The sequence below is a fragment of the Thalassobacillus cyri genome (assembly GCF_900107755.1).
GTDB lineage: Bacteria > Bacillota > Bacilli > Bacillales > Halobacillaceae > Thalassobacillus > Thalassobacillus cyri.
Map to the genome: position 1 here is coordinate 1 of NZ_FNQR01000005.1, position 22,096 is coordinate 22,096.

The following is a 22,096-nucleotide window of genomic DNA, read 5'->3' on the forward strand; positions in this document are numbered from 1 at the left end:
GATCCCTCAGAGACGATGAGGTAGATAGGTCCGAGGTGGAAGCGTGGTGACACGTGGAGCTGACGGATACTAATCGATCGAGGACTTAACTAATACAATTCGTGAAGCAGTTGAATCGTTGAATGTTGCTTATCTAGTTTTGAGGGTTTACCTCAATTGCATAATCAAGGTCTAGTGGCGATAGCGGAGAGGTCACACCTGTTCCCATGCCGAACACAGCAGTTAAGCTCTCCAGCGCCGATGGTAGTCGGGTTTATCCCCGTGAGAGTAGGACGCCGCTAGGCAATCAAGAAACCCGGAAGTCTTCCAAGGCTTCCGGGTTTCTTTTATAGAAATGTTATTGTTACATCTCCGTGTTGATTTTACAGTTAAGCTCCCTTAACTTGAAGAGAAACTGTTTTCGTTATGGTGATGAGCGTTTGGAGGTCCGGGAAATCACTCGCTTTCCATGGGCATGTGGTGAGCTTCCTCAGGCTTCGCCTTTCGGGATCTCACCGCTCATGTTCATCCCACAGCACTTTTAATAAACATCTTGAATACACACCGCACGAAGGAAATGCGTAGCATTTTCGAGGAGCTTCACCGTTTTCCCAGCCACCATACAAGTGTTATAATCTCGAAACTCCTTTCAAGAATGGTGTGTTTTTTAAACAGTACATTCAAGGCGATTTCGATAATATTATGTGGGAATGGGTGTGGGGGAAGGTGGAGACTCCTGCGAGATAGACAGGCAAGACCCCGCAGAGCTTTAGCTCGAGGAGGCTTGCCGGGCTTCCCCGTGGAAAGCGAATCCTTCCCCAACGCCCCTAAGCTCCCCCAATATCTCGAAATCAAGTCTTCGACCGTACGGCCCTTTAGTTGAAAAAGCCTCTTCTGAAAAATCACTAATAATGTTTAACAGAGCCTTAGAACTACAAATACAATTGTTGCTCCCGACAGACTTATCTGATATTATATAATGCGTTACAGAATATATGTTCGGGTGGTGTGTATGAAATTAATTCGCTGGGCATACGATAGAAGAGGAGTCGTCAGAGGGTACTTTGACCAGTTTCCGAATACTACCTTTTATTTAAAACGGATACGGAATTACTATTTTCTTTGTGCGGTTGACTGGAGTAAGTCTGATCCGGAAATAACCGAGGAACATCGGGAAGAAATTAATATATTGATTAATAGAGAATTGGGTAGGGAACAGGCCTACCTGCAAAGAAAAACGAGAAGCCTCTCTTAGAAGGCCTCTCGTTTTTCTTTTTTTTACCTGCCCATTGCTTCCCAGGCGGCATGCATCCCGGCTACCCTTCCAGTCACCATGGCGGATGTAATATTATACCCTCCTGTATATCCGTGGATATCAAGGATTTCTCCGCAGAAATATAGTCCAGCCATTAACTTTGATTGCATGGTGTTTGGCACTACCTCTTTAATAGATACTCCACCACCCGTTACGAATGCCTTTTCAATCGATTGTGTGTCATGTATGTTAACGGGGAAATGTTTTAATTCAGTAACGAACTTTCTTATTTGCTCATTGGATATATTTGCTGCTTTATCCTCTGATTCGATCCCCACCTTGTCCAAGATATAGTCTATCAGCCGTTCAGGGACAATGCCCTTTACCAAGTTACGCATACTTTTCCTCGCATGCTCTTTTACTAAAATTTGAAGCTGTTCTATTAATTCAACTTCTTTTTTCTCAGGGAGTGTATCGATTTCTACTTTAACTGGGCGATTCCCTTTCATGAATTCTTTTACTACATACTGTGAACACCTTAATATAGCAGGTCCGGAAAGTCCAAAGTGGGTGAAAATCATATCCATTTGATGGGTGATAATCGTTTTCCCTTTTTGGTTGAAAACCGATACAGCTACATCTCTTAGAGATAAACCCTGCAAGGATTTTTGCTTAATAACATGATCATAAGAAATTAATGGTACTTCAGTTGGGTACAGCTCTGTAATCGTATGTCCCGCTTTTTTGGCCCAGGCATAGCCATCACCTGTGCTGCCTGTATGAGGAACTGATTTTCCTCCAACCGCAAGCACTATCGCTTTAGTTGTAATTTTTTCTTTCCCGTTTAAAATAATCGTATGGCTGTTTTCTCCATAGTCGATCGTTTCAACTGGAGTGTTTGTTCTTATCTCAACTCCTAACTCATCCAGTCGGTGGAGCAAGGCGTTGACCACGTCCTTTGCTTTATTGCTTGCCGGGAACATCCGTCCGTGATCCTCCTCTTTTAATGCCACTCCTAATCCTTCAAAGAAGTCAATGATGTCATAATTATTAAACACTGAAAACGCACTGTATAGGAACTTGCCGTTACCAGGAATATGTTTAATTACTTCTTCTTGAGGAAGTCTATTTGTCACATTACATCTCCCTCCTCCTGATATAGCAAGTTTATTGCCGAGTTTTTTTCCTTTATCGATCAATATAGTGGAGACACCCTGCTCTGCAGAAGCAATTGCTGCCATTAAGCCTGAGGGGCCACCGCCAATGATGGCTGTTTCATAGGACAATGTAGTCATTCCTTTCAATCCTGATGTTATTTGATTTGAATCATCTTCATTTATGGTAAAATAGATTCGTTCGACTCTACAATCATTGAAGGTGGAATAAATAGAAATGTCGAAAATAGTTAAAGGAACCATGCTCCTGACCGGAGCTACATTTTTATCAAAATTTTTAGGGATGATTTATCTTATCCCTTTTGAGGCAATGGTAGGCGACACGGGTGGTACGTTATATGGTTTTGCATATATACCATACACGATATTCATCAGTATATCCACATTAGGGGTCCCGTTAGCCGTTTCGAAATTCGTTTCAAAGTATAATTCGCTCGGAGATTATGAAACAAGCAGGAAGATATTGAAGTCCGGGATGCAGTTGATGGCATTTAGCGGTTTGGTTGCATTCCTGATTATGTTTTTTGGAGCTGAGCTGCTGGCAAAATCATTTATGAATGAGGAAAGCAGTAAAATTGCTTTAAAGGACGCCACAAGGGTCATTCAAATGGTAAGTTTTGCCCTCCTGATTATCCCTGGAATGAGTATTGTTCGCGGTTTCTTCCAAGGGCACGAATCGATGGCACCAACTGCCGTATCCCAGGTGATTGAACAGGTGGCGAGGATTGCATTTCTTTTGATTGCAGTATTTGTCGTTAGGGAAATATTCAAAGGTTCTATTGAGTTGGCCGTCGGGTTCGCTACCTTTGCTGCATTTGTCGGTGCCATTGCGTCTGTAGTTGTGCTTTATGTATATTGGAAAAAACGTAAACCATTTCTGGACCGACACCTGGAACAGCAGGAGTATTCCTATGATATTCCACAAAAGAAAATGTTCAAAGAGCTGCTTGGTTATGCTGGTCCGTTTGTACTGGTAGGGATTGCGATTCCACTTTATCAATTCATTGATAATTTGACGTTCCAGGATGCCATGTTTGTAGCTGGTGAAGGCGACCTTGCAGATACCGCATATGCAGCTATTGTGATGTATGGACACAAGCTTGTCATTATTCCAATGACGCTTGCTACAGGATTGTCCTTATCCATGCTGCCAGCGGTAACCGCATCGTTCACGGAACAAAAAATTCAGCTGCTTCATAAGCAGATAAACCAGGTTTTTCAGATTGTTATCTTACTAATTTTCCCAGCGGTGGTAGGGCTGATTGTACTCTCTGGAGAAGCTTATGGAGCGTTATATGGCATTGAAGGCGTAGAATTAAAAGGTATGTGGTTGGCTTGGTACGCTCCTGCCTCCCTGTTATTTGGTCTATTTTCTGTCAGTGCCGCAGTACTGCAGGGAATCAATCAACAAAACTTTACGGTTATCAGTCTGACTGTGGGAATGATTGTAAAAGCTTCGTTGAATATCCCGTTGATTTTAGTATTCGGAGCCAAAGGTTCCATCTTTGCTACCCTGCTTGCTGTAACTACAGCTGTTCTACTAAACTTATGGAGAGTAAGAAGAAAAGCAGACTTCCCCATGCAGCCTTTATTCAAACGTGCGTTACTGGTTGTAATTTTTACAACCATTATGGCACTCGTACTATGGATAGTTAAGTTCTTCCTGGGTATATTTATAAATCCGGAAGAAAGCCGCTTAGATGCTTTGATTGTTTTGATTACTGGTGTAGTTATTGGTGGAGTGAGCTATCTCTGGCTTGCCTATAAATCCACTTTGCTGGAACGGGTGCTTGGAGGTAAAGTGAGAGTGCTTGATCGATTCCTGAATAAGAAAAATAGCTAGGAGGGGAAATGATGCGCATTGATAAATTGTTGGCTCATATGGGTTATGGGACAAGAAAAGAAGTGAAGTCGCTTCTGAAGTCCAGTAATGTCAGGGTCAACGAAGAAACGGTTAATAGTCCCAAAACACATGTCGATCCTGATAAAGATCAGGTAACTGTCTATGGTGAAACGGTTGAATACCGGGAATATATTTATTTAATGATGAATAAACCAGATGGGCTGGTATCAGCGACGGAAGATGCAGTGGAAGAAACTGTGATTGAGATATTGCAGCCTGAAGATCTTATATTCCACCCATTCCCAGTGGGGCGTTTAGATAAAGATACAGAGGGGCTGCTGTTGATCACGAACGATGGTCAACTCGCCCATAGACTTACTTCACCAAAAAAAGACATAGGTAAAACTTATTTCGCGACCATAGATGGTGAAGTGACGGATTCAGATGTCGAGGCATTCAAACAAGGGGTCAAGCTTGACGATGGATATGTCACAAAACCGGGCGAGCTTGAAATATTAACCTCCGGTTCTGAATCGGAAATCGAACTTACAATTACAGAAGGAAAATATCATCAAGTGAAACGTATGTTTGAAGCTGTAGGAAAACGCGTTACCTACCTGAAACGGCTGAGCATGGGAACGCTCCAGTTGGACGAGGATCTAGCGCCTGGAGAGTACCGTGAATTATCACAAGAAGAAATAACTTACTTGAAAGAAATAACCAACCTCTAAGAAGGATGAAAAAAGCACCCGGCCAATTGGCACGGGTGACTTTGTAATTTATTTAGGAAATTTTTACTTTCTTTTCTGTTGTCGTCCATTTTCCGCGATTTGGACTATCCACTAAACCATTATATTCCAGAATTGTCAAATCCCTTTGGACTGTCCGGTCGGTGATGCCGAACTCTTCCGCTAGCTGTGACGTCGTAACTATCCCATTCTCTCTGATATACAGATAGACAGATTTAATACGGTTAAGCATACGGGATGATGAATGATTCAAAAAACCACTCCTTAGATTCATTCGTTGGAATTGTATGTGCGGGTGACGCTATGAAGTTATTTATAGTTTACACTAAAAATTATGATATATGCTACAAAATATAGTGGAATTTACAGACATTTCACTAAATTTACATGACTATTACTTTTTGAAAGGGGAGCAGGAAATGTACATACTTCGCAAGTTACTCGCCAAGATGGTCAATATTAATAATTATGTATTATTTTTATCGAGCGGAATGCTCGTAATATTGAGTACGATTTTGATAGTCAATGTGGAAAAGGAGAACTTCCCTACTTATTTTGACGGATTCTGGTGGGTAATGACTACGGTCACTACGGTAGGTTATGGGGATTACTATCCGGTTACCATAGCTGGACGCATGATAGCTATTGCACTTTATATCTTAGGAATCGGCTTGATTGGTGTCGTTATAGGGAAAGTGGTCGATGGTTTTGCTAGTTTTCGAAAAAAACGTTTGGAAGGTGATATCGTGTATAAAGATAAAAATCATTATATTATCATCGGCTGGTCACAAAAGGCCTCTTTTGCGATTAAAGAAATCATGGATACTTATGAAAATGCTGAGATCGTCATTATTGATGACTTAAAAGAAGCTCCATTCTTAAAAGACAACATTCACTACATAAAAGGGAATGCTTCCCAAAAAGAAACGTTATTAAACGCCAATGCAGCAGCTGCTAAAGCTGTGATGATATTTGCAGATGACCGGATTAAAGACGATCAGTTGATTGATGGGAAATCCCTGTTAATCGCCTCCACTGTAGAAGCATTGGCACCAGATGTCCATACGATTGTAGAAGTGATGGAAGAAGCTCATATAAAAAATTTCAAACATGTCCGGGTAGACGAGTTCATTATCTCAAATGAGACTGTATCCTCGTTGGCTGTAAGGTCAGCCTTTATGAATGGAGTATCAAATATATACGGTCAGTTATTAAGTCGCTCACATGGAGATGATTTATATTTGATACCGAAACGTGAGGACTGGAAGACTTATCGTGATGCCTTTGACTCTTTGTTGCAAAGAGGAGCGACATTAATTGCGGATGGCAATGACTTGAACATCAACCGGAGGTTAAATGAACAAATCCCGGAAGAAGCCAGGCTTTTTGCTATATGCGATGATGTCACGTATAAAAAAATCATTGGAAATGAGGGAGGAAAATGAACTTTACCACGCTAGCTTCTACCTACCAGAAAGAATTTGAAGAGAAAGTAAAATGAACTTTACCACGCTAGCTTCTACCTACCAGAAAGAATTTGAAGAGAAAGTAAAAAGAATTTTAAGGATGCCCAGCGTGTATCAAGAAGATGAGCGCTATCCATTTGGAAAGCCGATAGATGATGTATTGAACGAAATGCTTTCTATCGGCCAGGAGGATGGTTTTTCAGTAAAGAACATTTCAGGCTACGCCGGTCACATTGAATACGGCCAGGGTAAAGATATTATAGGAGTCCTCGGTCATCTTGATGTCGTACCTGCTGGTGAAGGCTGGAGCAATAACCCTTTTGATCCTGTTATCAGGGACGGCCATCTGTTTGCCCGGGGGCGCAGGATGATAAGGGTCCTGTAATGGCTGCATATATTGCCATGAAACTATTGAAAGATCAAGGTTTTGAGCCGAAAAAAAGAGTGCGGCTTATTTTAGGGACGGATGAGGAAAGGGATTGGCAGGGAATCGATTATTATTTCAAACAGGAAGAAATGCCACAGTTCGGATTTTCTCCTGATGCTGCATTTCCTGTCATTCATGCTGAAAAAGGTTTGATCGATGGATTTTTACAGCTTCCTTCAGTTTCTCAACCTCCAGATAATGCTATGCGAGTAGAGACTATGGAAGGTGGAGATCGCCTGAATATGGTACCAGACTTTGCAAAAGCAAAACTACAGGTGAATGGGCCTGCTAATCTTGAAGAACAGTTTAAGAGTTTTCTTGTTGATCGTGAGTTAACAGGGGAAATAAATAGTCACGGAAACAAGGTGGAAATGAATATTAGAGGCAAAGGTGTTCATGCCAGCAAACCGGAACAAGGTATCAACGCTGTTGTTGAGTTAGCAAAGTTCTTGACTCAGCTGCCTTTATCGCCCGAAGCAAAGACTATTTTCTCCTGGTTAGTCGATCAATACGGTGAAACGTCAGGTGCAAATCTCGGAATATACGCGCAGGATAAAGCTTCAGGTGCCTTGACGATCAATCTTGGATCTCTTACTTATAAAAATGGTGATATCTCTGCCGGTATCAATATCCGTTATCCAGTTACCAGTGACGGTGAAGCGATTATCAACAAAATGAGAGAAATGGCAGCTATTCAGAAAGGAAACTATGAACTATATGATCATCTCTTGCCTTTATATATAGATGAAGACCATCCCGACGTAAGGACGTTATTAGAAATATTCAACAAACAGACAGGAAGTGAGCGAAGCGTAGCATCAATCGGAGGGGCTACTTATGCAAGAGCATTAAAAACCGGGGTAGCATACGGTGCAATGTTTTCAGACAGTCCGGACACGGCTCACCAAAAAGATGAACACGTTCGTATCAGTGACATGATAAAAGCGATTGCTATTTATGCAGAAGCGATTTATCAACTGACAAAATAACCAGACACCTATAAGAAGAGAGGGAAGACCCAATGCAGCAGTACAAACATAAGACTTATCGTTTTTTCCAAATCTACTATTTCTTCACATTTTTCGGTTTCGGGGCCCTCTTCCCACTGTTGTCCATCTTTTTAGAAGAAGAAAAAGGATTGAACCATACTCAAATTGGTTTGATTATCGCGGCATTGCCTTTAGTCACTATTTTCATTCAACCCATATGGGGGATGATTAGTGATCACACCAAACGGACAAGAAGGCTGCTGGCAATTGCGACATTCTTGGCTGCTATTTTGGCCTTACTTTACCCCCTTTGGCAAGGTTTTATAGTATTATACGCAGGCATGCTGGTCATCGCAGTATTTCAATCAGCTATTGTACCGCTATCCGATAGTTTGTCTCTAAGTTATGTGCAGCAACATGGGAAACAATACGGGAATATCCGGTTATGGGGAGCAATCGGATTTGCTGTGGCTGTTTTTGTATTAGGGCGTGTCACAGAGGTAGCCGGATCTCTGAATTGGGTATTCGTATTTTTTAGCGGAGGACTTATTCTGGCTCTATTATCGCTCTCTCAATTTCCGAAACATGGAGAAGGTGTGGCCGTATCTTTTCGTGAAGGCTTAAAGGTGTTAACTAAACAAAAAAGCTTCATGATTTTTTTAATTTCTAATTTCTTAGTATTTGGACCGGTATTAGCAAACAATTATTATTTCGGTACATTCATTTTAACTGTCGGTGGAACACTAACAGCAGTAGGAATAGCGTTTTTGTTTGCTGCTGGAAGTGAAGCCCCCTTTATGAAAATATCCCAATTTATTATTGATAAGCTGGGTATTTTTCGAGTATTGATTATCAGCTCTTCTGTTTCATTTATCCGTTGGCTTATATATGCCTTTGAACCATCCAGCGGGATCGTTTACACAACGACAATTATGCAAGGTGTATCAGTCGGACTTTATATACCTGCCGCTTTGATTCTGGTAAGGGAACTTGCGCCTAAAGGTGTTATTGCAACAGCAGTAGGTTTATACTCCGCTGTAGGAAATGGGTTGGGGAACGCATTTTTTACGTTTATAGGCGGGGTATGGATTGATGCTCTACATGTATTTGGGATGTATGGCTTTTTCTCCGCCATGACTTTTACAGGGGTGATCTTGATAGTAGTGGTGAGTAAACGGGAAGGTAAGCAAATCTATATAGAAGGAGGATGATTACATGACAGGAACGCCTCATTATTTTATTGGCGTACCTATTTCCGAGGAAATACGTCAGGTTCTGGGAGGCTGGCAAAAAGAACTGAAACAGGTGGTACAATACAAAACTTGGACACATCCAGAAGACTTTCATATTACATTGAAATTTCTCGGAGCGGTAGATACAAAAAATATTAATGAGGTGCTGCAATTGCTGAAGGAAGAGACAGCATCTTACCCTGCTCCTTTCCATGTTGAGACGTCAGATCTGAAATTTTTTGGTCAAAAGCAAAAGCCGAGGGTTTTATTCATGGAAGTTGAGAAGCATACTTCTTTATTGAATTTGAAAGAAATTGTGGAAACAAGACTGAAGCGTGCTGGTTTTCAGGAAGAGAAACGACCATACCGGCCTCATATCACCATAGCGAAAAAGTGGAAGGAAGAGCAGAAAGATACATTTACGAATGAGAAACTGGAGAACTTGAAAGAAACACTGATTTTACCGGTCGACCGGTTTCATGTCTTCCGTATCCACCCGGCAAAAGCGCCTAAGTATGAAATTGTCGAGACCATCGAATTGGGGTGACATTATGGCACAGTTGATTAAGCTTCAGGACTATATTTCCCGGTATGAAACAGATATGTATAAATATCCCGGCCAGTATATCCGTGCTAAAAAGCAGCACTGGAAGACAATGAAACAAAAGTGGACAGAACAGCGTTTGGAATTGGAGCAACCGCCTCCACCATCTGAAGAAGACGAACCTCTTTCTAAATGGAAACGCCTTTTTAAAAGACAAGATAAAGGAGAAGCTGATCAGCATCCTTCTCCTGATCCTCCAACCTCCGTAGATGAAGCAAAGCAGGTTTTTCTTGATGATCTATTTTCTGTTCAATTGAAGTGGGCATCATCGACTTTGTGGGAAAAGTCATTTTTGGACCCAGATTATAAACACGATAAGCAATTGAAATACTTATTACAGCGGTTTCCCGACACGTTTCTTATTATGTACTGCCCGCTAGTCAAAATTAAACAAGCATCAATGGAAATAAATACAATCCTGATTGGCCCCACAGGGATTGAAATAATTCATTTCATGGAGGCTTCTGCTAATTCTGTGATCGTACCAGTAGATAACAGAACCTGGCATATCGAAGATGCGCATAGCAGTTCAAAGATCATCAGCCCATTGGTTGCTTTGAATCGAAGTGAAACCTACGTAAAAAGTGTTCTTTCCAAATATGGCATTGAATTTTCATATAAAAAAGTGATAATCGCACCTGAAAATGAGTTTAAATCTGCAAAAGAAAATTTTCATACGAGTTATATTGGTAAAGTTGACTACCAAAAATGGTTTGAAAATAAAAGGAACTTGCGTTCACCATTAAAGTATTCGCAATTGAAGGCAGCTGAAGCTCTTGTTAAACACAGCCAGACTACTGCCATAAGGCGTCCTGAATGGGATCAGGAAGATCAGGGGTTCGTGAGCGGAGAGTGAATATTTGACCATTTTCGAGCAACTGAGTCTGTAAGTATTACCTTTGCATTATTTGTAGTATAATAGACTCACGAAAGGCTTTGCTGGTAACCTAGGGGGGAAGACATGCATATTGTCATTGTAAATACGATTGCTGGTAATGGCAGAGCCTTGAATATATTAGAGAAGATTCAGCATGATCATTCATTTCAAGCGAATCAATGCAGATCATTTATCACCGATTATAAAGGACATGCGGAAGAGATTGTGAAACAAGTAACTGAAATTTATCACGAAAAGATAAAAACCGTGATTATCATTGGTGGAGATGGAACTTTACATGAAGTCCTGAACGGGATGAAGCACTATCCTGAAATTCCTCTTGCCTTTATACCCGCAGGGTCTGGAAATGACTTTGCGCGAGGTGCAGGCATACATACAAATCCAGTTACCTTATTCAAGCGAATTATAGACCATCCCAGAACCTTATCCTTTAAACCAGGGGCTTACCTGTTTCATAATGATGTTAAGAGCCGCCGGCATTTTATGAACAGCATCGGATTTGGTCTGGACGCTGAAGTTGCTTATAAAGCGGATAACTCATCCTTCAAAAAAGTATTCAACAGGATGAGAATCGGTTTTATGAGTTACGTCCTTGCCTTTTTTACAGTACTTCCAACATATCAATCATTAGATATCACCCTTACTATTGATGGCAAAGTAAAACAGGTAAAGGGTGCTTATATGATAACTGTTTCCAGACACCCTTATTATGGGGGAGGAATGAAAATCGCTCCACAAGCCAGTTTGAAAAAAGACTTTTATTCAGTCATCGTTGTCGAATCGATGCCTAAGTGGAAAATACTTTTATTGTTTATCACCGTATTTTGGGGGAAACACACATCTTTAAGAGAAGTTAAACAATATAAGGGCAGAGCGATCACTGTAGAGTCGCTATCTACGATTCCTGTGCAGGTCGATGGGGAAGCCGGCTCATGCCGTTTTTGTAAAATGGAAATACCAGAGCAAAAACGAATGGTTTATTTTGGGTAAGGAAGCTTGTTCTTGAAATTGGACGGGGAGATAAGATATTCTATAAAACGTGTATCATACTGCAGTATAAAACTTTTACTGGCTATGGAAAGAAAATCATGTATACTTATAATACCGCTTATGGCACGGCAATACTTAAAGATTTGAGGAATTGAAGGTGAAACGCTTGGAACACATACTTGGAGAAGAATGGACCATTACACCAGCCGGTGGATCGACTGGTGAGGCCTATTATGCACAAAATAATAATAAACGTCTATTCTTGAAGCGGAATTCATCCCCTTTCCTGGCTGTATTGTCTGCAGAAGGAATCGTACCTAAGCTCGTATGGACAAAAAGGTTGGAAAATGGTGATGTTATCACTGCTCAGGAATGGCTGGAAGGCCGTGAACTCAAACAGGAAGAAATGAAACATCCAAGAGTGGCTAAACTGTTGAGTAAGATTCATCATTCTTCCGAGTTGTTAGACATGCTGATGCGGATAAGCAAACATCCGTTGCTTCCAGAAGACATCCTTGAGGATATCAAAGAGAACGAACGTCTCTTTAAGGACATCGATCCATGGAAACAAATTTATATAGCGATTGATTATTTGGAAGCAAAACTGGGGGAAGTGAAAGCTGCCAAGCATGTAGTGTGTCATTGCGATATGAATCATAATAATTGGATGTTATCCAGGGATGATCAACTTTATTTGATCGATTGGGACAATGCGATGGTGGCAGATCCTGCCATGGACTTAGGGATGCTGTTACACTGGTATATTCCTAAAGAGGATTGGAAGCCTTGGCTGGAAAGGTACGGCGTAGAAGAAACAGAAAATTTATATACACGTATGACCTGGTATGCGATAGCTCAATCATTGACTTTCATTCAATGGCACCGCATGCGAGGAGATATAGAAGAAGCCGCTCAGCGAACGGAATCACTGAAGCGACTGATGGTTAATCATGGTATCTGGTGTCCTTGAACTCTGCCAGAGCACTGACCCAGTGCTTTAAATTAGCTTGATTATTATAGATATGTTCTGTCATTTGTTCGTCAGACAAGCTTTGTTGACTATAATCATAAATACCAGGTAAATAATCCTGTAAATTTTGCTCAGGCTGATTAGCCAGCTTTGATTGAAGGGAATGGACAAGACGTGCAATCTGCTGACATTCGGCAACTGTGCCACAGCCATCCTCACTTTGTTCTGTAAGCAAATCGTATAAAACATTCAGCTGGTCATTTATCGTCAATGGCATCATGATCACCCTTTTTTATTTAGAGTGCTGAAAAATGCTGTTTCCTATACAAAAAAAATGGGCTCCTCAAAAGGAGCCCATTTTTTTAGGGATAATATATATTCATGATGTCGTTATCAAATCTTTATGCCTGTGGTGCATACTTAATTTGATTTTTGCGAACTTCAGGATTTACCAGTTGTGTCAATTTTTCAAATGGATATATGAAAAGTGCATATCCAGCGAAAAGCACAGAAAATACAGCAATTACGCTCATTTCAATCATACTAGTCAGTAGTTTCATCAGTAAATACTCACTCCATGTTTGTAGTATTAATCATACGATAATAATCATATCCCAGTAAACGCTTACAATCCAAATGAGGAAGTCAGTATTGATAGCTCTTGAGAAAGGGTGAACGGTGATAAAAGTCATATACCTTTTGTATAGCTACATATATGGGGGTAGATGGAAGTATACGTCGTTTTCCTGCAAATTCGCTAAAAACTTTTCTAAGAGAGTGATTTCGTGATAAAGTTTAGACGGTAGAGGAGGAATAATATATGCGTTTACGTAATAAACCATGGGCAGATGATTTTCTACGTGAGAACGACCACATCGTCGTCCAGGAGCCATTTGAACATAAAAATAAATGGCAAGCACTTTTTCCCGAAAAACAGCCATTACATTTGGAAATAGGTTCCGGAAAAGGACAATTTATTGCCGGGATGGGGAAACAGCATCCTGATATCAATTTTGTGGGGATCGAGCGTGTCAAAAGTGTCATTGTTGGTGCAGTCAAGAAAGTGATTGATGCAGATACTGCCAATGTACGGATGGTGAACGAGAATGCCAGAGATTTGAGGGAATTGTTCGGTGAAAATGAAGTAGACCACCTTTACCTGAATTTTTCGGATCCATGGCCGAAAACGCGTCATGAAAAAAGAAGATTAACTTACCATACGTTTTTAGAACAATATCATAGTATTTTAAAAGCGAATGGAAAAATAACCATGAAGACCGATAATAAAAAGCTTTTCGAATATTCGCTAGTCAGCTTCTCTCAATTTGGTATGCGATTAGAAGAGGTAGAACTTGATTTACACCAACTGGATGATCCGCTGAATGTTCCTACCGAATATGAGGAGAAATTTGCTGAAAAAGGTCAGCCGATTTATCGTTGCCGTGTCTCCTTCAAGTAATGATACCATTTCCAAACCTTTCATCTGTTATGGTACACTTTAATGTGTAAGCAAAAGGAGGGGAACAGATGGAAACATTGCAAGTAGGACGAGCCAGGCTGACCTGGCTTCAAGGTGGAGTTACCCATTTGGACGGAGGAGCGATGTTCGGAGTTGTTCCACGCCCACTATGGACGAAAAAATACCCGGTTAATGATAAGAACCAAATTGAGCTCCGGTCTGATCCGGTTTTGTTGGAAGTTGATGACCGTAGATTTTTGATTGATTCTGGCGTAGGCAATGGAAAATTTTCCGAGAAGCAAATCAGAAACTTTGGTGTTCTGGAAGAATCGAAGCTCGATGAGTCTCTGGAAAAGTTAGGCTTGACTACAACAGATATTGATATCGTTTTGATGACACACCTTCATTTTGACCATGCTTGTGGATTGACGCGTTGGCAAGAAGATGAACTTGTTTCTACGTTTCCTGAAGCAGAGATTATTACTTCTGAAGTGGAATGGAATGAAATGAGGCAGCCTAATCTTCGTTCTGCTAATACGTATTGGGAAGAAAACTGGAAGCCTATAGAAACACAGGTACATACGTTTCAAGAAGAAAAGGAATTGCTGCCAGGCTTGAAAATAATCCATACAGGCGGGCATAGTGATGGTCATTGTATCATTATATTTGAAGATGGCGAAGAACAATTCATTCATATGGCGGATATCATGCCGACACATGGACACCAAAATCCATTGTGGGTCCTTGCATATGACGATTACCCTGTTACGTCGGTCCATGAAAAACAAAAATGGATGAACTATGGCTATGAGCGGAATGCCTGGTATACGTTTTACCATGATGCCCATTATCGGGCGATCAAATTCGACCAGGATGGAAACAGAATAGATGAGGTAAAACGCCACCGCTATGCTTACTAAAGAACAAAAGAGCAAGCGCCTTGCTCACCTCCGACAAGCTTAAACCAAGCCTCGGCGTGACGTTTTTTGTCACAAAGAGGATTGACTTAAGACCTCGAGGGGATAGGCGCTGGAGCTGGATGCAGTCCGACGCAAAATGTTGCCCACAACCATCCATTTTTATAAATTCCTAGATAATAACAAAAGCCGTGCTGGTTTATTAAACCAGCACGGCTTTTGTTATTAATTTGCTTCAGCCACATCAACGATGGTTCCTGTTTGTGCATCGATGAAGAATTCGTATTGAGAGGTTTCCCCGTCTTGGCTCTTCGAAACGCCTCCACGATAAACTTCATAATCCATACCGTTTTTGGTCAATTCTTCTGGTTTCATGTAAATCCAGGAGCCACTGATAGGTCCTTGTTTTTTGAATGCTTCTTTTGCGATTTTCAATGCTTTTTCAGGAGTGACCCCCTGTTTGTTGAAGACTTGTTCTTTGACGACATAGCCAGCTAAAGCACCAGCACCTGCCGCGATTGCGACTTTTTTCCAATCCATCACTATTCACCTCAATAAGTATTCTTTCCCACTAGTATACTAAATGTACTTCATAATGAAAACTAAAATCAGTCTGAAAAGTAGAAAGTAGTCGAAAGTTTCGGTAAAATGGTTACTATAGTGGAAAGGAGTTCGATACATAATGAATCAAGAGACACAATCTTTATTCCGGACATTGACGGAACTACCTGGTGCACCGGGTAATGAACATCTGGTACGTCAGTTTATGAAATCAGAGTTAGAGAAGTATGCAGATGAAATAATTCAAGATGGCCTTGGAGGGGTTTTTGGGGTCAAAAAGGGTGAAGGTCCAAAAGTAATGGTAGCTGGGCATATGGATGAAGTTGGATTCATGGTTACGCAAATTACCAAGAATGGGATGATTCGATTTCAGACACTTGGGGGATGGTGGAACCAGGTGATGCTTGCTCAGCGAGTACAAGTGATTACGGATAATGGTCCCGTCACAGGGGTGATTGGTTCTATACCTCCTCATAATTTAACACCAGAACAGCGTAAAAAGCCGATGGAAGTAAAAAATATGTTAATCGACATTGGTGCAGATGATGAAGAGGATGTAAAACGGATTGGTGTTAAACCAGGTCAGCAAATTGTTCCAATATGTCCGTTTACTCCGATGGCAAATGAAAAGAAAATCCTGGCAAAAGCCTGGGATAATCGTTACGGTTGCGGGCTTGCTGTAGAGCTAATGAAAGAATTGAAAGGGGAAAATACACCTAATCAGCTTTTCTCTGGTGCTACTGTTCAGGAAGAAGTCGGGTTGCGAGGTGCTCAAACTGCAGCCAATATGATACAACCGGATATCTTTTATGCCCTGGATGCTTCTCCAGCCAATGACATGAGTGGTGATGATAAAGAGTTCGGCCAACTTGGCAAAGGGGCGTTACTTCGTATATTCGACCGTAGCATGGTTACACACCGCGGTATCCGGGACTTTATTTTGGATACGGCAGAAAGCAACGACATCCCCTATCAGTACTTCATTTCGCAAGGTGGTACAGATGCAGGAAGAGTGCACATTTCCAATGATGGGGTACCATCTGCAGTGGTAGGGATTTGTTCGCGATATATCCATACGTCCTCTTCTATCATTCATGTGGATGATTATGCTGCAGCAAAAGAGCTGTTGGTCAAATTAGTGAAAACGACAGATCAAAATACGGTCGCACAAATTCGTAATAATGGATAAGTAATAGATACAAATCACGCAGGCTGGGAAAGTCTGCGTGATTTTATTTCTATTTTCGTGATGAGATGCCTCTTATCAACGTTGACTTTTTAACCATAGACCTGAACGGGGATAATGATGTATAGTGTAAGGAAGTAATTGTTCGATAGAAAGGTGAATAGAATGGTTCGCATATATACTGGATCGCAAAACCCTACAAAAATAGAATCTGTAAAAGAAGTATTCTCTAGTTATGATATAGAAGGAGTAGAAGTTGAATCTAAAGTGTCCGCTCAACCTTTTTCTGATGAAGAAACGCAGGAAGGTGCAATAAACCGGGCAAGAGAATGTGCAAAAATGAAAAAAGGCGCTATGGGACTTGGCTTAGAAGGTGGAGTTATGGAAATAGCTGATGAACTTTACCTATGTAACTGGGGTGCGTTAGTCGATGAACGTGAAAACTTGTACTTGGCCAGTGGAGCAAGAATCCCATTACCGGAAGAGATTAAGGTAGAATTAGAAAAGGGTAGAGAATTAGGCGATGTAATGGATGAATATGCAGATAAGCAAGAGGTAAGAAGAAACGAAGGAGCGATTGGTATTTTTACTAATGCCGCAGTCGATCGTAAAGAAATGTTCATTCATATTACCCGTCTCTTGAAAGGACAATATGAATTCGCGAACAAGCATAAAGCGGAACAAGCTTAACTTTAAGGTAAAAATAAGAGTTAAATTGGAAAGCAATAGTTAAGGACGTGATGGAACTGGATAGCTAGTCGTGTCTCAGTCCCATTTTTCTGGTCTCAACAATAATCGAAAAACTGCCCCAGCATGTCTATTACAGACATGGGGGCAGCTTTTTTTATTTTCATGGTTTATTCATAAATGTACTGCAATACTTCCAATGCTTGATCGACAGTCTCAACGGTAACATCGGCTTTGTTGGTCAATTCCTTCAATGGATGGATCAATGAATCAGGGCGTACGATAATTGTCGGTTTGTTCAGGTGTATAGCTGCACTGGCATCCATGGCAGTATTCCATTGCTTATATTTCTCTCCGAACAAGGCGATGACTACATCAGATTTTTGCAGTAGTACTTGTGTTCTTAAATTATTGATGCTGGATGCAGCATCATCTTTGTAGAGGCCGCCTGGCTGTTCACCGAGAATATCCTCGCCGATATTGTCCGAGCGGTCATGGTTTTCTTGGGGTCCAACAAAGGTCAGTGGCAAGTCTTTTACTTTTGCTTTACTTTTGACTTCGTTTCTCCAATCATCATGAATTTGTCCGGCTAAATATACGGTCAGTTCCATAATAAATTCCTCCCATTCATTACCTTTGTTCCTACATTTCCATTATGTACAATTTATAAGAAGTTGTCCATTGATAGGTGATGGAACGAAATGGAACTTGTCAAATCAACAAACAATAGTATCATGAAAGTAAAAAGAGGGAGATGCAGGAGGAATATTCTATGAAGAAGACGATTGGTACATTACTTACTATTCTTGCTTTTGTGCTAGGGGGATGTAGTTTTTTTATGTCCGAAGAAGATACAATCACGCAAACTTATGAAGTCGCAAAAACGACATTTGAGAAAAATGAAACGGATACAAATCATGAGGCTGGTTCATTTTCTTTATATCTCCCAGACAGCATGAAAATTTCTGGAGAGTCAAATAGTAATTTGATACTTAACGAAGGTGAGCAGACATTTATATTATTTTATAATCCTAAAGAAGAACGGAAAAGTAAATTGAATTATCAGGCCGCTTCTGAAAAAGATGAGCATCTGTTGTTGGAATCTTTTGAAGATGAAGGCCGATTTGGATATGTAAGGGTACTGCCTATAAATGAGGAAGAAAAATATGAACTTCAAGTAGGCGTAGGCGGGGTAAAGGTCACTACCTATGCTGAAAAGGACAGTTTAAAGAAGGATGTAGAAAAAATGATGAAGATTGCTAATTCAATTGCTTATTAGTTATAAAAACTCCCTGGCCAAGGAAACCCGGCCAGGGAGTTTTTATCTTGATGACCTAAGAGGTTTTCCTTTCTGATAAATACTCATCGCCTGATTCCAGGGCAGGTTGTTTCTCAGGAGTAGTTTCTTCCTCTAATAGTTCGTGCGTCCTTATCTCTTCATTATTATCGTTATCGAATTCTTCATAGGAAGCCGTTTCTGATAAAATGGTAAACTGGCTGACCTCTGCTTCCAGCTCTTGGGAAAGGCTTTGTAGATCATTTGCAGCATGATTTACTTCGCTGAAAGAGTTCACCTGGTTTTCACTTGAAGCAGCTACTTCCTCAGCTGTAGCGACGGCTCGCTCGGAGATAATGCTGATTTCCTGCAACTTATGTTTCAAAATATCATTGACGTCATCTACATCAGTGATGGCTGTATTGACGTCTTGAATTTGCGTATTCATCGCTAAAACTTGCTCAGCAATACGATGGAACACATTTTTGGTGTCTTTTACTGCAAGGTTTTGGGATTGCTGGTAAGTCGCAAATTTTTCCGCTTCATCAGATAAGTTGGTCATTTGCAGTGACATACGATCTACAAGTTTCTGAATGCTTTTTGCTTCTTGCTTGGATCGTTCTGCAAGCTTTTTTACTTCATCAGCTACAACCGCAAATCCCTTGCCAGCTTCACCTGCACGTGCAGATTCGATAGCTGCATTCAAGGCTAACAGGTTGGTGTTATCTGCAATTTCTTCAATGGTGGTGACAATTTTATTTACTTGCTTCGACTGCTCAGTAGTCGACTGTACTTCTTTTGTCAAATGCGAAGCGAGAGAAATAAAGGAATCAGAAATGTCCTCCAACTTATTGATTGTCTGTAACCCTTGTTTACCTTCTCTGTCCGCTTCCTGTAAGGCACCTGAAATTTCCTCAGTAGCTTTGGTTGTACCAGTTATGGCCTGGGAAACTTGCTCAATCATATTGGTACTTTCCTCTATCTTTTGTGCTTGCTCCTGGGACCCGATTGCTACTTGGTTGATGGCTTCATTTACTTCTTCTCCCTGATGGTTGGTATGTTCAGCAACTGATGTGAGGTGGTTAGAAGAGGCGCTCAAAACACCTGAGGCGTGTCGTACCTTTTTGACTGATTGTTCCATCTTTTCTGCCATTTGATTGAATTGATCACCTAATTCAGCCATTTCATCCCTGGTCCTGACAGATACTCGGTGGGAAAGGTTCCCTTCACCGATAATCTTTGCTCCCTCTTTAAGTGTATATAAAGATCGGGATATGGATTTGATTAAAATAAAACCAGTGATAAGAGTAATCAATAAACCTAATGTTCCGATCAATATCAATAGCAGAAAAAGTAAATTCTTAGCTTGTTCCTGTTCTGCCAGAAGTTGCCCGTGAAGTTCATTGACCGTAGAAACTACTTGATCGACTTGATTAGCAACTTCAGCGGATATTTCTTCGAATGTGGTACGGATTTTGTCAGATGAAGCAAATGAATTGTTCATGGAACGGACGGTCTGTTCATATTTTAGTAAGTTCGTATTGAAGAGACTGTTTTGTTTAGCTGTTAACTGCGCTTCTTCTCCTAATTCCTTAAAGGCTCGTTTACTTCCATCAAAGTCATGGAATGTTTCATCTGTCGGGTTATGTAAGAAACGTGCTTCTGATAAACGGAGAGATAGTAAATGATTGGACAAACTTGAATCATCTAATTCGTCAATTAGTTTAGTCAATTCTTTATATGCATCATCAATGTATTGATACATGCCGCTATCATTGTTGAAACCGATCATCCGATACATGTTGACCACAGTATCCAGTTTTTCTTCGTATGTCACAGTTCTCTGGTGGATTGCTGAAAGTTTTTCAGATATAGCAGGGTAATTTTTATAGGATTCTGCATGGGACTTAGCTGTTTGTTTCAGGTTAATAATAGCTGTTTTCATTGCTTCTGCATTAGCTTCACCTGGTTCCGCAAAAAATGCTTGCTGGCTATTTGTGGTCCCCATCATTTTATAATTGATTTCTTTACTATGAATGAGTGCTTCTTGTAAATGTTCTCTTTCCTCAATCATTTCAGCTTGCTGATTAAAAAAATAAACAGAGAACCCGATTAGTATAGCGATACTAGCTAAAGACAAGATAAGGATCAACCTCACCCTGTTACGTATGGTCTTCACATTTTCCCCTCCTCAAATTATGTGAAAATAGACTCAATCAATACTATTGAAATTATAGAGCTTTTGAATCACCAAAACAACTTAACTTGACAAATATAAAACTTTATACCCAAAAAAGCGCTGACTCAATGTCTTTACACATGTAAAATATTTTTGTAAAATATAATGGTTGCATGCCTTAGGGAGGGAAAAGAATGAAGCGTTTTTTTCAGAAAAAAGGAGTAACTCTTAGTGCGAAGGAATATTTTATAACTGCATTGAGTTTCATGGCTCTTGGGTTGTTTTCATCGCTAATTATTGGGTTAATTATAAAGACTGTGGGGGAGCAGCTGGATTTCTGGCCATACTTATCTGCTTCATTCATTGAAATGGGCGAATTCGCCATGGATGTGAAAATTTGGGGAGGAGCGATTGGTATAGCAATCGCTTATGGGTTGAAGGCTCCGCCACTTGTTATGTTCGCTGCTTTATTCAGTGGCGCGTTCGGTGCTGAACTCGGGGGTCCGGCTGGAAGTTATGTGACAGCATTAGTTGCTACTGAAACAGGTAAATTAATTAGTAAAGAAACTCGCATTGATATAATTTTAACCCCTTTTCTTACGATTGCTACAGGTTTTATCGTCGGTTCTTTCATCGGTCCTCCAATTGGAAATTTCATGGTGTGGTTTGGGGAAGTCATCATTTGGGCGACTGACCAACAACCATTCATTATGGGGATAATTGTCGCTGTATTGTTAGGACTAGCATTGACCGCACCAATTTCAAGTCTGGCCATTACATTAATGTTATCGTTAGATGGAATTGCAGCCGGTGCGGCTACCGTTGGAGGAGCTGCACAAATGATCGGATTTGCGACCATCAGTTATCGAGATAACGGTCTAGGTGGTATGCTGGCACAGGGGATTGGTACATCGATGCTCCAAGTGGCTAATATTATAAAAAAACCGATCATCCTTCTGCCCCCTACGATAGCAGGGGCTGTGCTGGCACCTATTGCTACTGTTTGGCTCAAAATGGAAAACAACCCAATGGGAGCTGGAATGGGCACCAGTGGGTTCGTAGGGCAAATAATGACGTTTGAGTCAATGGCGTTCAGTTGGGAGATTTTTTGGGTAATATTGATACTTCATATCATCGCACCTGCAATCATCAGTTTATTGATAGCAGAGTGGTTTCGGAAAAAGGGATGGCTCAAGCCGGGTGATATGAAAATTGATTATGAATAGGTAATTTGATCAAGCATGACCCACATTT

At 40.7% G+C, this 22,096-nt stretch carries 24 protein-coding genes and 2 rRNA genes; 19 read left to right on the forward strand and 7 right to left on the reverse strand.

Going from position 1 to position 22,096, the window contains the following annotated elements:
- The 3 genes from BLV00_RS07440 to BLV00_RS07450 form a co-directional block, all read left to right on the forward strand.
- Positions 1–93 (forward strand): 23S ribosomal RNA (locus BLV00_RS07440); the annotation flags it as partial.
- A gap of 77 nt (positions 94–170) precedes the next feature.
- A 5S ribosomal RNA gene (gene rrf, locus BLV00_RS07445) occupies positions 171–284 on the forward strand.
- 707 nt (positions 285–991) lie between these two features.
- Entirely contained in the window at positions 992–1,234 is a 243-nt protein-coding gene (locus BLV00_RS07450; RefSeq protein WP_093044034.1) for a hypothetical protein, read from the forward strand.
- Between the two features lie 23 nt (positions 1,235–1,257).
- On the opposite strand, the gene BLV00_RS07455 is transcribed toward BLV00_RS07450, so the two are convergent.
- Complete coding sequence (locus tag BLV00_RS07455) at positions 1,258–2,520, reverse strand: BaiN/RdsA family NAD(P)/FAD-dependent oxidoreductase (protein ID WP_093044461.1); 1,263 nt, start codon at positions 2,518–2,520, stop codon at positions 1,258–1,260.
- 106 nt (positions 2,521–2,626) lie between these two features.
- Between BLV00_RS07455 and BLV00_RS07460 the strand changes: the two genes are divergently transcribed.
- On the forward strand, positions 2,627–4,252 hold the full coding sequence (locus tag BLV00_RS07460; protein WP_093044036.1) for a putative polysaccharide biosynthesis protein: 1,626 nt from the start codon (positions 2,627–2,629) through the stop codon (positions 4,250–4,252).
- A gap of 11 nt (positions 4,253–4,263) precedes the next feature.
- Entirely contained in the window at positions 4,264–4,983 is a 720-nt protein-coding gene (locus BLV00_RS07465) for a pseudouridine synthase (protein ID WP_093044038.1), read from the forward strand.
- Positions 4,984–5,035: 52 nt separating this feature from the next.
- On the opposite strand, the gene BLV00_RS07470 is transcribed toward BLV00_RS07465, so the two are convergent.
- Positions 5,036–5,233, reverse strand: a complete 198-nt coding sequence (locus BLV00_RS07470) for a DeoR family transcriptional regulator (protein WP_425441654.1) — start codon at positions 5,231–5,233, stop codon at positions 5,036–5,038.
- 187 nt (positions 5,234–5,420) lie between these two features.
- Between BLV00_RS07470 and BLV00_RS07475 the strand changes: the two genes are divergently transcribed.
- From BLV00_RS07475 to BLV00_RS07505, 8 genes are all read left to right on the forward strand, one after another.
- Positions 5,421–6,446, forward strand: coding sequence for a potassium channel family protein (locus tag BLV00_RS07475; protein ID WP_093044042.1), 1,026 nt, complete (start codon positions 5,421–5,423; stop codon positions 6,444–6,446).
- A 52-nt stretch (positions 6,447–6,498) separates the two neighbouring features.
- Positions 6,499–6,852, forward strand: coding sequence for a zinc-binding metallopeptidase family protein (locus BLV00_RS22665; protein WP_342722241.1), 354 nt, complete (start codon positions 6,499–6,501; stop codon positions 6,850–6,852).
- Positions 6,852–7,883 (forward strand): Sapep family Mn(2+)-dependent dipeptidase, encoded by a 1,032-nt coding sequence (locus BLV00_RS07480; RefSeq protein ID WP_342722243.1) that lies wholly within the window; start codon positions 6,852–6,854, stop codon positions 7,881–7,883. Before BLV00_RS22665 ends, BLV00_RS07480 begins: the two co-directional genes overlap by 1 nt.
- Before the next feature lie 32 nt (positions 7,884–7,915).
- Positions 7,916–9,094, forward strand: a complete 1,179-nt coding sequence (locus BLV00_RS07485) for an MFS transporter (RefSeq protein WP_093044044.1) — start codon at positions 7,916–7,918, stop codon at positions 9,092–9,094.
- Between the two features lie 4 nt (positions 9,095–9,098).
- Positions 9,099–9,662, forward strand: coding sequence for an RNA 2',3'-cyclic phosphodiesterase (gene thpR, locus BLV00_RS07490; protein WP_093044046.1), 564 nt, complete (start codon positions 9,099–9,101; stop codon positions 9,660–9,662).
- Between the two features lie 4 nt (positions 9,663–9,666).
- Positions 9,667–10,575, forward strand: coding sequence for a hypothetical protein (locus tag BLV00_RS07495; protein WP_093044048.1), 909 nt, complete (start codon positions 9,667–9,669; stop codon positions 10,573–10,575).
- Positions 10,576–10,680: 105 nt separating this feature from the next.
- Complete coding sequence (locus tag BLV00_RS07500) at positions 10,681–11,607, forward strand: diacylglycerol/lipid kinase family protein (protein WP_093044050.1); 927 nt, start codon at positions 10,681–10,683, stop codon at positions 11,605–11,607.
- Between the two features lie 166 nt (positions 11,608–11,773).
- Entirely contained in the window at positions 11,774–12,577 is an 804-nt protein-coding gene (locus tag BLV00_RS07505) for a phosphotransferase family protein (protein WP_093044463.1), read from the forward strand.
- Here BLV00_RS07505 and BLV00_RS07510 read toward each other — a convergent pair.
- Positions 12,552–12,857, reverse strand: coding sequence for a YtzH-like family protein (locus BLV00_RS07510; RefSeq protein ID WP_093044052.1), 306 nt, complete (start codon positions 12,855–12,857; stop codon positions 12,552–12,554). The genes BLV00_RS07505 and BLV00_RS07510 overlap by 26 nt on opposite strands.
- A gap of 121 nt (positions 12,858–12,978) precedes the next feature.
- The gene (locus BLV00_RS21925; protein ID WP_176791389.1) at positions 12,979–13,137 is read right to left on the reverse strand and encodes a hypothetical protein; all 159 of its coding nucleotides are present in this window, start codon (positions 13,135–13,137) and stop codon (positions 12,979–12,981) included.
- Between the two features lie 260 nt (positions 13,138–13,397).
- Here BLV00_RS21925 and trmB point away from each other — a divergent pair, with 260 nt between their 5' ends.
- Both trmB and BLV00_RS07520 read left to right on the forward strand, forming a co-directional pair.
- On the forward strand, positions 13,398–14,036 hold the full coding sequence (gene trmB / locus BLV00_RS07515; protein WP_093044054.1) for a tRNA (guanosine(46)-N7)-methyltransferase TrmB: 639 nt from the start codon (positions 13,398–13,400) through the stop codon (positions 14,034–14,036).
- Positions 14,037–14,104: 68 nt separating this feature from the next.
- Positions 14,105–14,956, forward strand: coding sequence for a YtnP family quorum-quenching lactonase (locus BLV00_RS07520; protein ID WP_093044057.1), 852 nt, complete (start codon positions 14,105–14,107; stop codon positions 14,954–14,956).
- Positions 14,957–15,178: 222 nt separating this feature from the next.
- On the opposite strand, the gene BLV00_RS07525 is transcribed toward BLV00_RS07520, so the two are convergent.
- Entirely contained in the window at positions 15,179–15,493 is a 315-nt protein-coding gene (locus BLV00_RS07525) for a PepSY domain-containing protein (protein WP_028783498.1), read from the reverse strand.
- A gap of 142 nt (positions 15,494–15,635) precedes the next feature.
- On the opposite strand from BLV00_RS07525, the gene BLV00_RS07530 reads away from it, so the two are divergent.
- Together BLV00_RS07530 and BLV00_RS07535 are read left to right on the forward strand one after the other, a co-directional pair.
- A complete protein-coding gene (locus BLV00_RS07530; RefSeq protein WP_093044059.1) occupies positions 15,636–16,703 on the forward strand; it encodes a M42 family metallopeptidase in 1,068 nt (355 codons plus the stop codon).
- 162 nt (positions 16,704–16,865) lie between these two features.
- Complete coding sequence (locus BLV00_RS07535) at positions 16,866–17,390, forward strand: DUF84 family protein (RefSeq protein ID WP_093044061.1); 525 nt, start codon at positions 16,866–16,868, stop codon at positions 17,388–17,390.
- 167 nt (positions 17,391–17,557) lie between these two features.
- Here the strand turns inward: BLV00_RS07535 and BLV00_RS07540 are convergent, their stop codons facing one another.
- Positions 17,558–17,998, reverse strand: a complete 441-nt coding sequence (locus BLV00_RS07540; RefSeq protein ID WP_093044063.1) for a YtoQ family protein — start codon at positions 17,996–17,998, stop codon at positions 17,558–17,560.
- Positions 17,999–18,159: 161 nt separating this feature from the next.
- Between BLV00_RS07540 and BLV00_RS07545 the strand changes: the two genes are divergently transcribed.
- Positions 18,160–18,666, forward strand: coding sequence for a hypothetical protein (locus BLV00_RS07545; protein WP_093044065.1), 507 nt, complete (start codon positions 18,160–18,162; stop codon positions 18,664–18,666).
- Positions 18,667–18,721: 55 nt separating this feature from the next.
- Here the strand turns inward: BLV00_RS07545 and BLV00_RS07550 are convergent, their stop codons facing one another.
- Entirely contained in the window at positions 18,722–20,842 is a 2,121-nt protein-coding gene (locus tag BLV00_RS07550) for a methyl-accepting chemotaxis protein (protein ID WP_093044067.1), read from the reverse strand.
- Positions 20,843–21,036: 194 nt separating this feature from the next.
- Between BLV00_RS07550 and BLV00_RS07555 the strand changes: the two genes are divergently transcribed.
- On the forward strand, positions 21,037–22,068 hold the full coding sequence (locus BLV00_RS07555) for a PTS sugar transporter subunit IIC (RefSeq protein ID WP_093044069.1): 1,032 nt from the start codon (positions 21,037–21,039) through the stop codon (positions 22,066–22,068).
- Positions 22,069–22,096 lie beyond the last annotated feature (28 nt).

Excerpts from the sequence above, each read along its gene's own strand:
- BLV00_RS07450 (WP_093044034.1), top strand. The coding sequence starts at position 992 with ATGAAATTAATTCGCTGGGCATACGATAGAAGAGGAGTCGTCAGAGGG.
- BLV00_RS07460 (WP_093044036.1), top strand. The coding sequence starts at position 2,627 with ATGTCGAAAATAGTTAAAGGAACCATGCTCCTGACCGGAGCTACATTT.
- BLV00_RS07465 (WP_093044038.1), top strand. The coding sequence starts at position 4,264 with ATGCGCATTGATAAATTGTTGGCTCATATGGGTTATGGGACAAGAAAA.
- BLV00_RS07470 (WP_425441654.1), bottom strand. The coding sequence starts at position 5,233 with ATGCTTAACCGTATTAAATCTGTCTATCTGTATATCAGAGAGAATGGG.
- BLV00_RS07475 (WP_093044042.1), top strand. The coding sequence starts at position 5,421 with ATGTACATACTTCGCAAGTTACTCGCCAAGATGGTCAATATTAATAAT.
- BLV00_RS22665 (WP_342722241.1), top strand. The coding sequence starts at position 6,499 with ATGAACTTTACCACGCTAGCTTCTACCTACCAGAAAGAATTTGAAGAG.
- BLV00_RS07480 (WP_342722243.1), top strand. The coding sequence starts at position 6,852 with ATGGCTGCATATATTGCCATGAAACTATTGAAAGATCAAGGTTTTGAG.
- BLV00_RS07485 (WP_093044044.1), top strand. The coding sequence starts at position 7,916 with ATGCAGCAGTACAAACATAAGACTTATCGTTTTTTCCAAATCTACTAT.
- thpR (WP_093044046.1), top strand. The coding sequence starts at position 9,099 with ATGACAGGAACGCCTCATTATTTTATTGGCGTACCTATTTCCGAGGAA.
- BLV00_RS07495 (WP_093044048.1), top strand. The coding sequence starts at position 9,667 with ATGGCACAGTTGATTAAGCTTCAGGACTATATTTCCCGGTATGAAACA.
- BLV00_RS07500 (WP_093044050.1), top strand. The coding sequence starts at position 10,681 with ATGCATATTGTCATTGTAAATACGATTGCTGGTAATGGCAGAGCCTTG.
- BLV00_RS07510 (WP_093044052.1), bottom strand. The coding sequence starts at position 12,857 with ATGATGCCATTGACGATAAATGACCAGCTGAATGTTTTATACGATTTG.
- BLV00_RS21925 (WP_176791389.1), bottom strand. The coding sequence starts at position 13,137 with ATGAAACTACTGACTAGTATGATTGAAATGAGCGTAATTGCTGTATTT.
- trmB (WP_093044054.1), top strand. The coding sequence starts at position 13,398 with ATGCGTTTACGTAATAAACCATGGGCAGATGATTTTCTACGTGAGAAC.
- BLV00_RS07520 (WP_093044057.1), top strand. The coding sequence starts at position 14,105 with ATGGAAACATTGCAAGTAGGACGAGCCAGGCTGACCTGGCTTCAAGGT.
- BLV00_RS07525 (WP_028783498.1), bottom strand. The coding sequence starts at position 15,493 with ATGGATTGGAAAAAAGTCGCAATCGCGGCAGGTGCTGGTGCTTTAGCT.
- BLV00_RS07530 (WP_093044059.1), top strand. The coding sequence starts at position 15,636 with ATGAATCAAGAGACACAATCTTTATTCCGGACATTGACGGAACTACCT.
- BLV00_RS07535 (WP_093044061.1), top strand. The coding sequence starts at position 16,866 with ATGGTTCGCATATATACTGGATCGCAAAACCCTACAAAAATAGAATCT.
- BLV00_RS07540 (WP_093044063.1), bottom strand. The coding sequence starts at position 17,998 with ATGGAACTGACCGTATATTTAGCCGGACAAATTCATGATGATTGGAGA.
- BLV00_RS07545 (WP_093044065.1), top strand. The coding sequence starts at position 18,160 with ATGAAGAAGACGATTGGTACATTACTTACTATTCTTGCTTTTGTGCTA.
- BLV00_RS07555 (WP_093044069.1), top strand. The coding sequence starts at position 21,037 with ATGAAGCGTTTTTTTCAGAAAAAAGGAGTAACTCTTAGTGCGAAGGAA.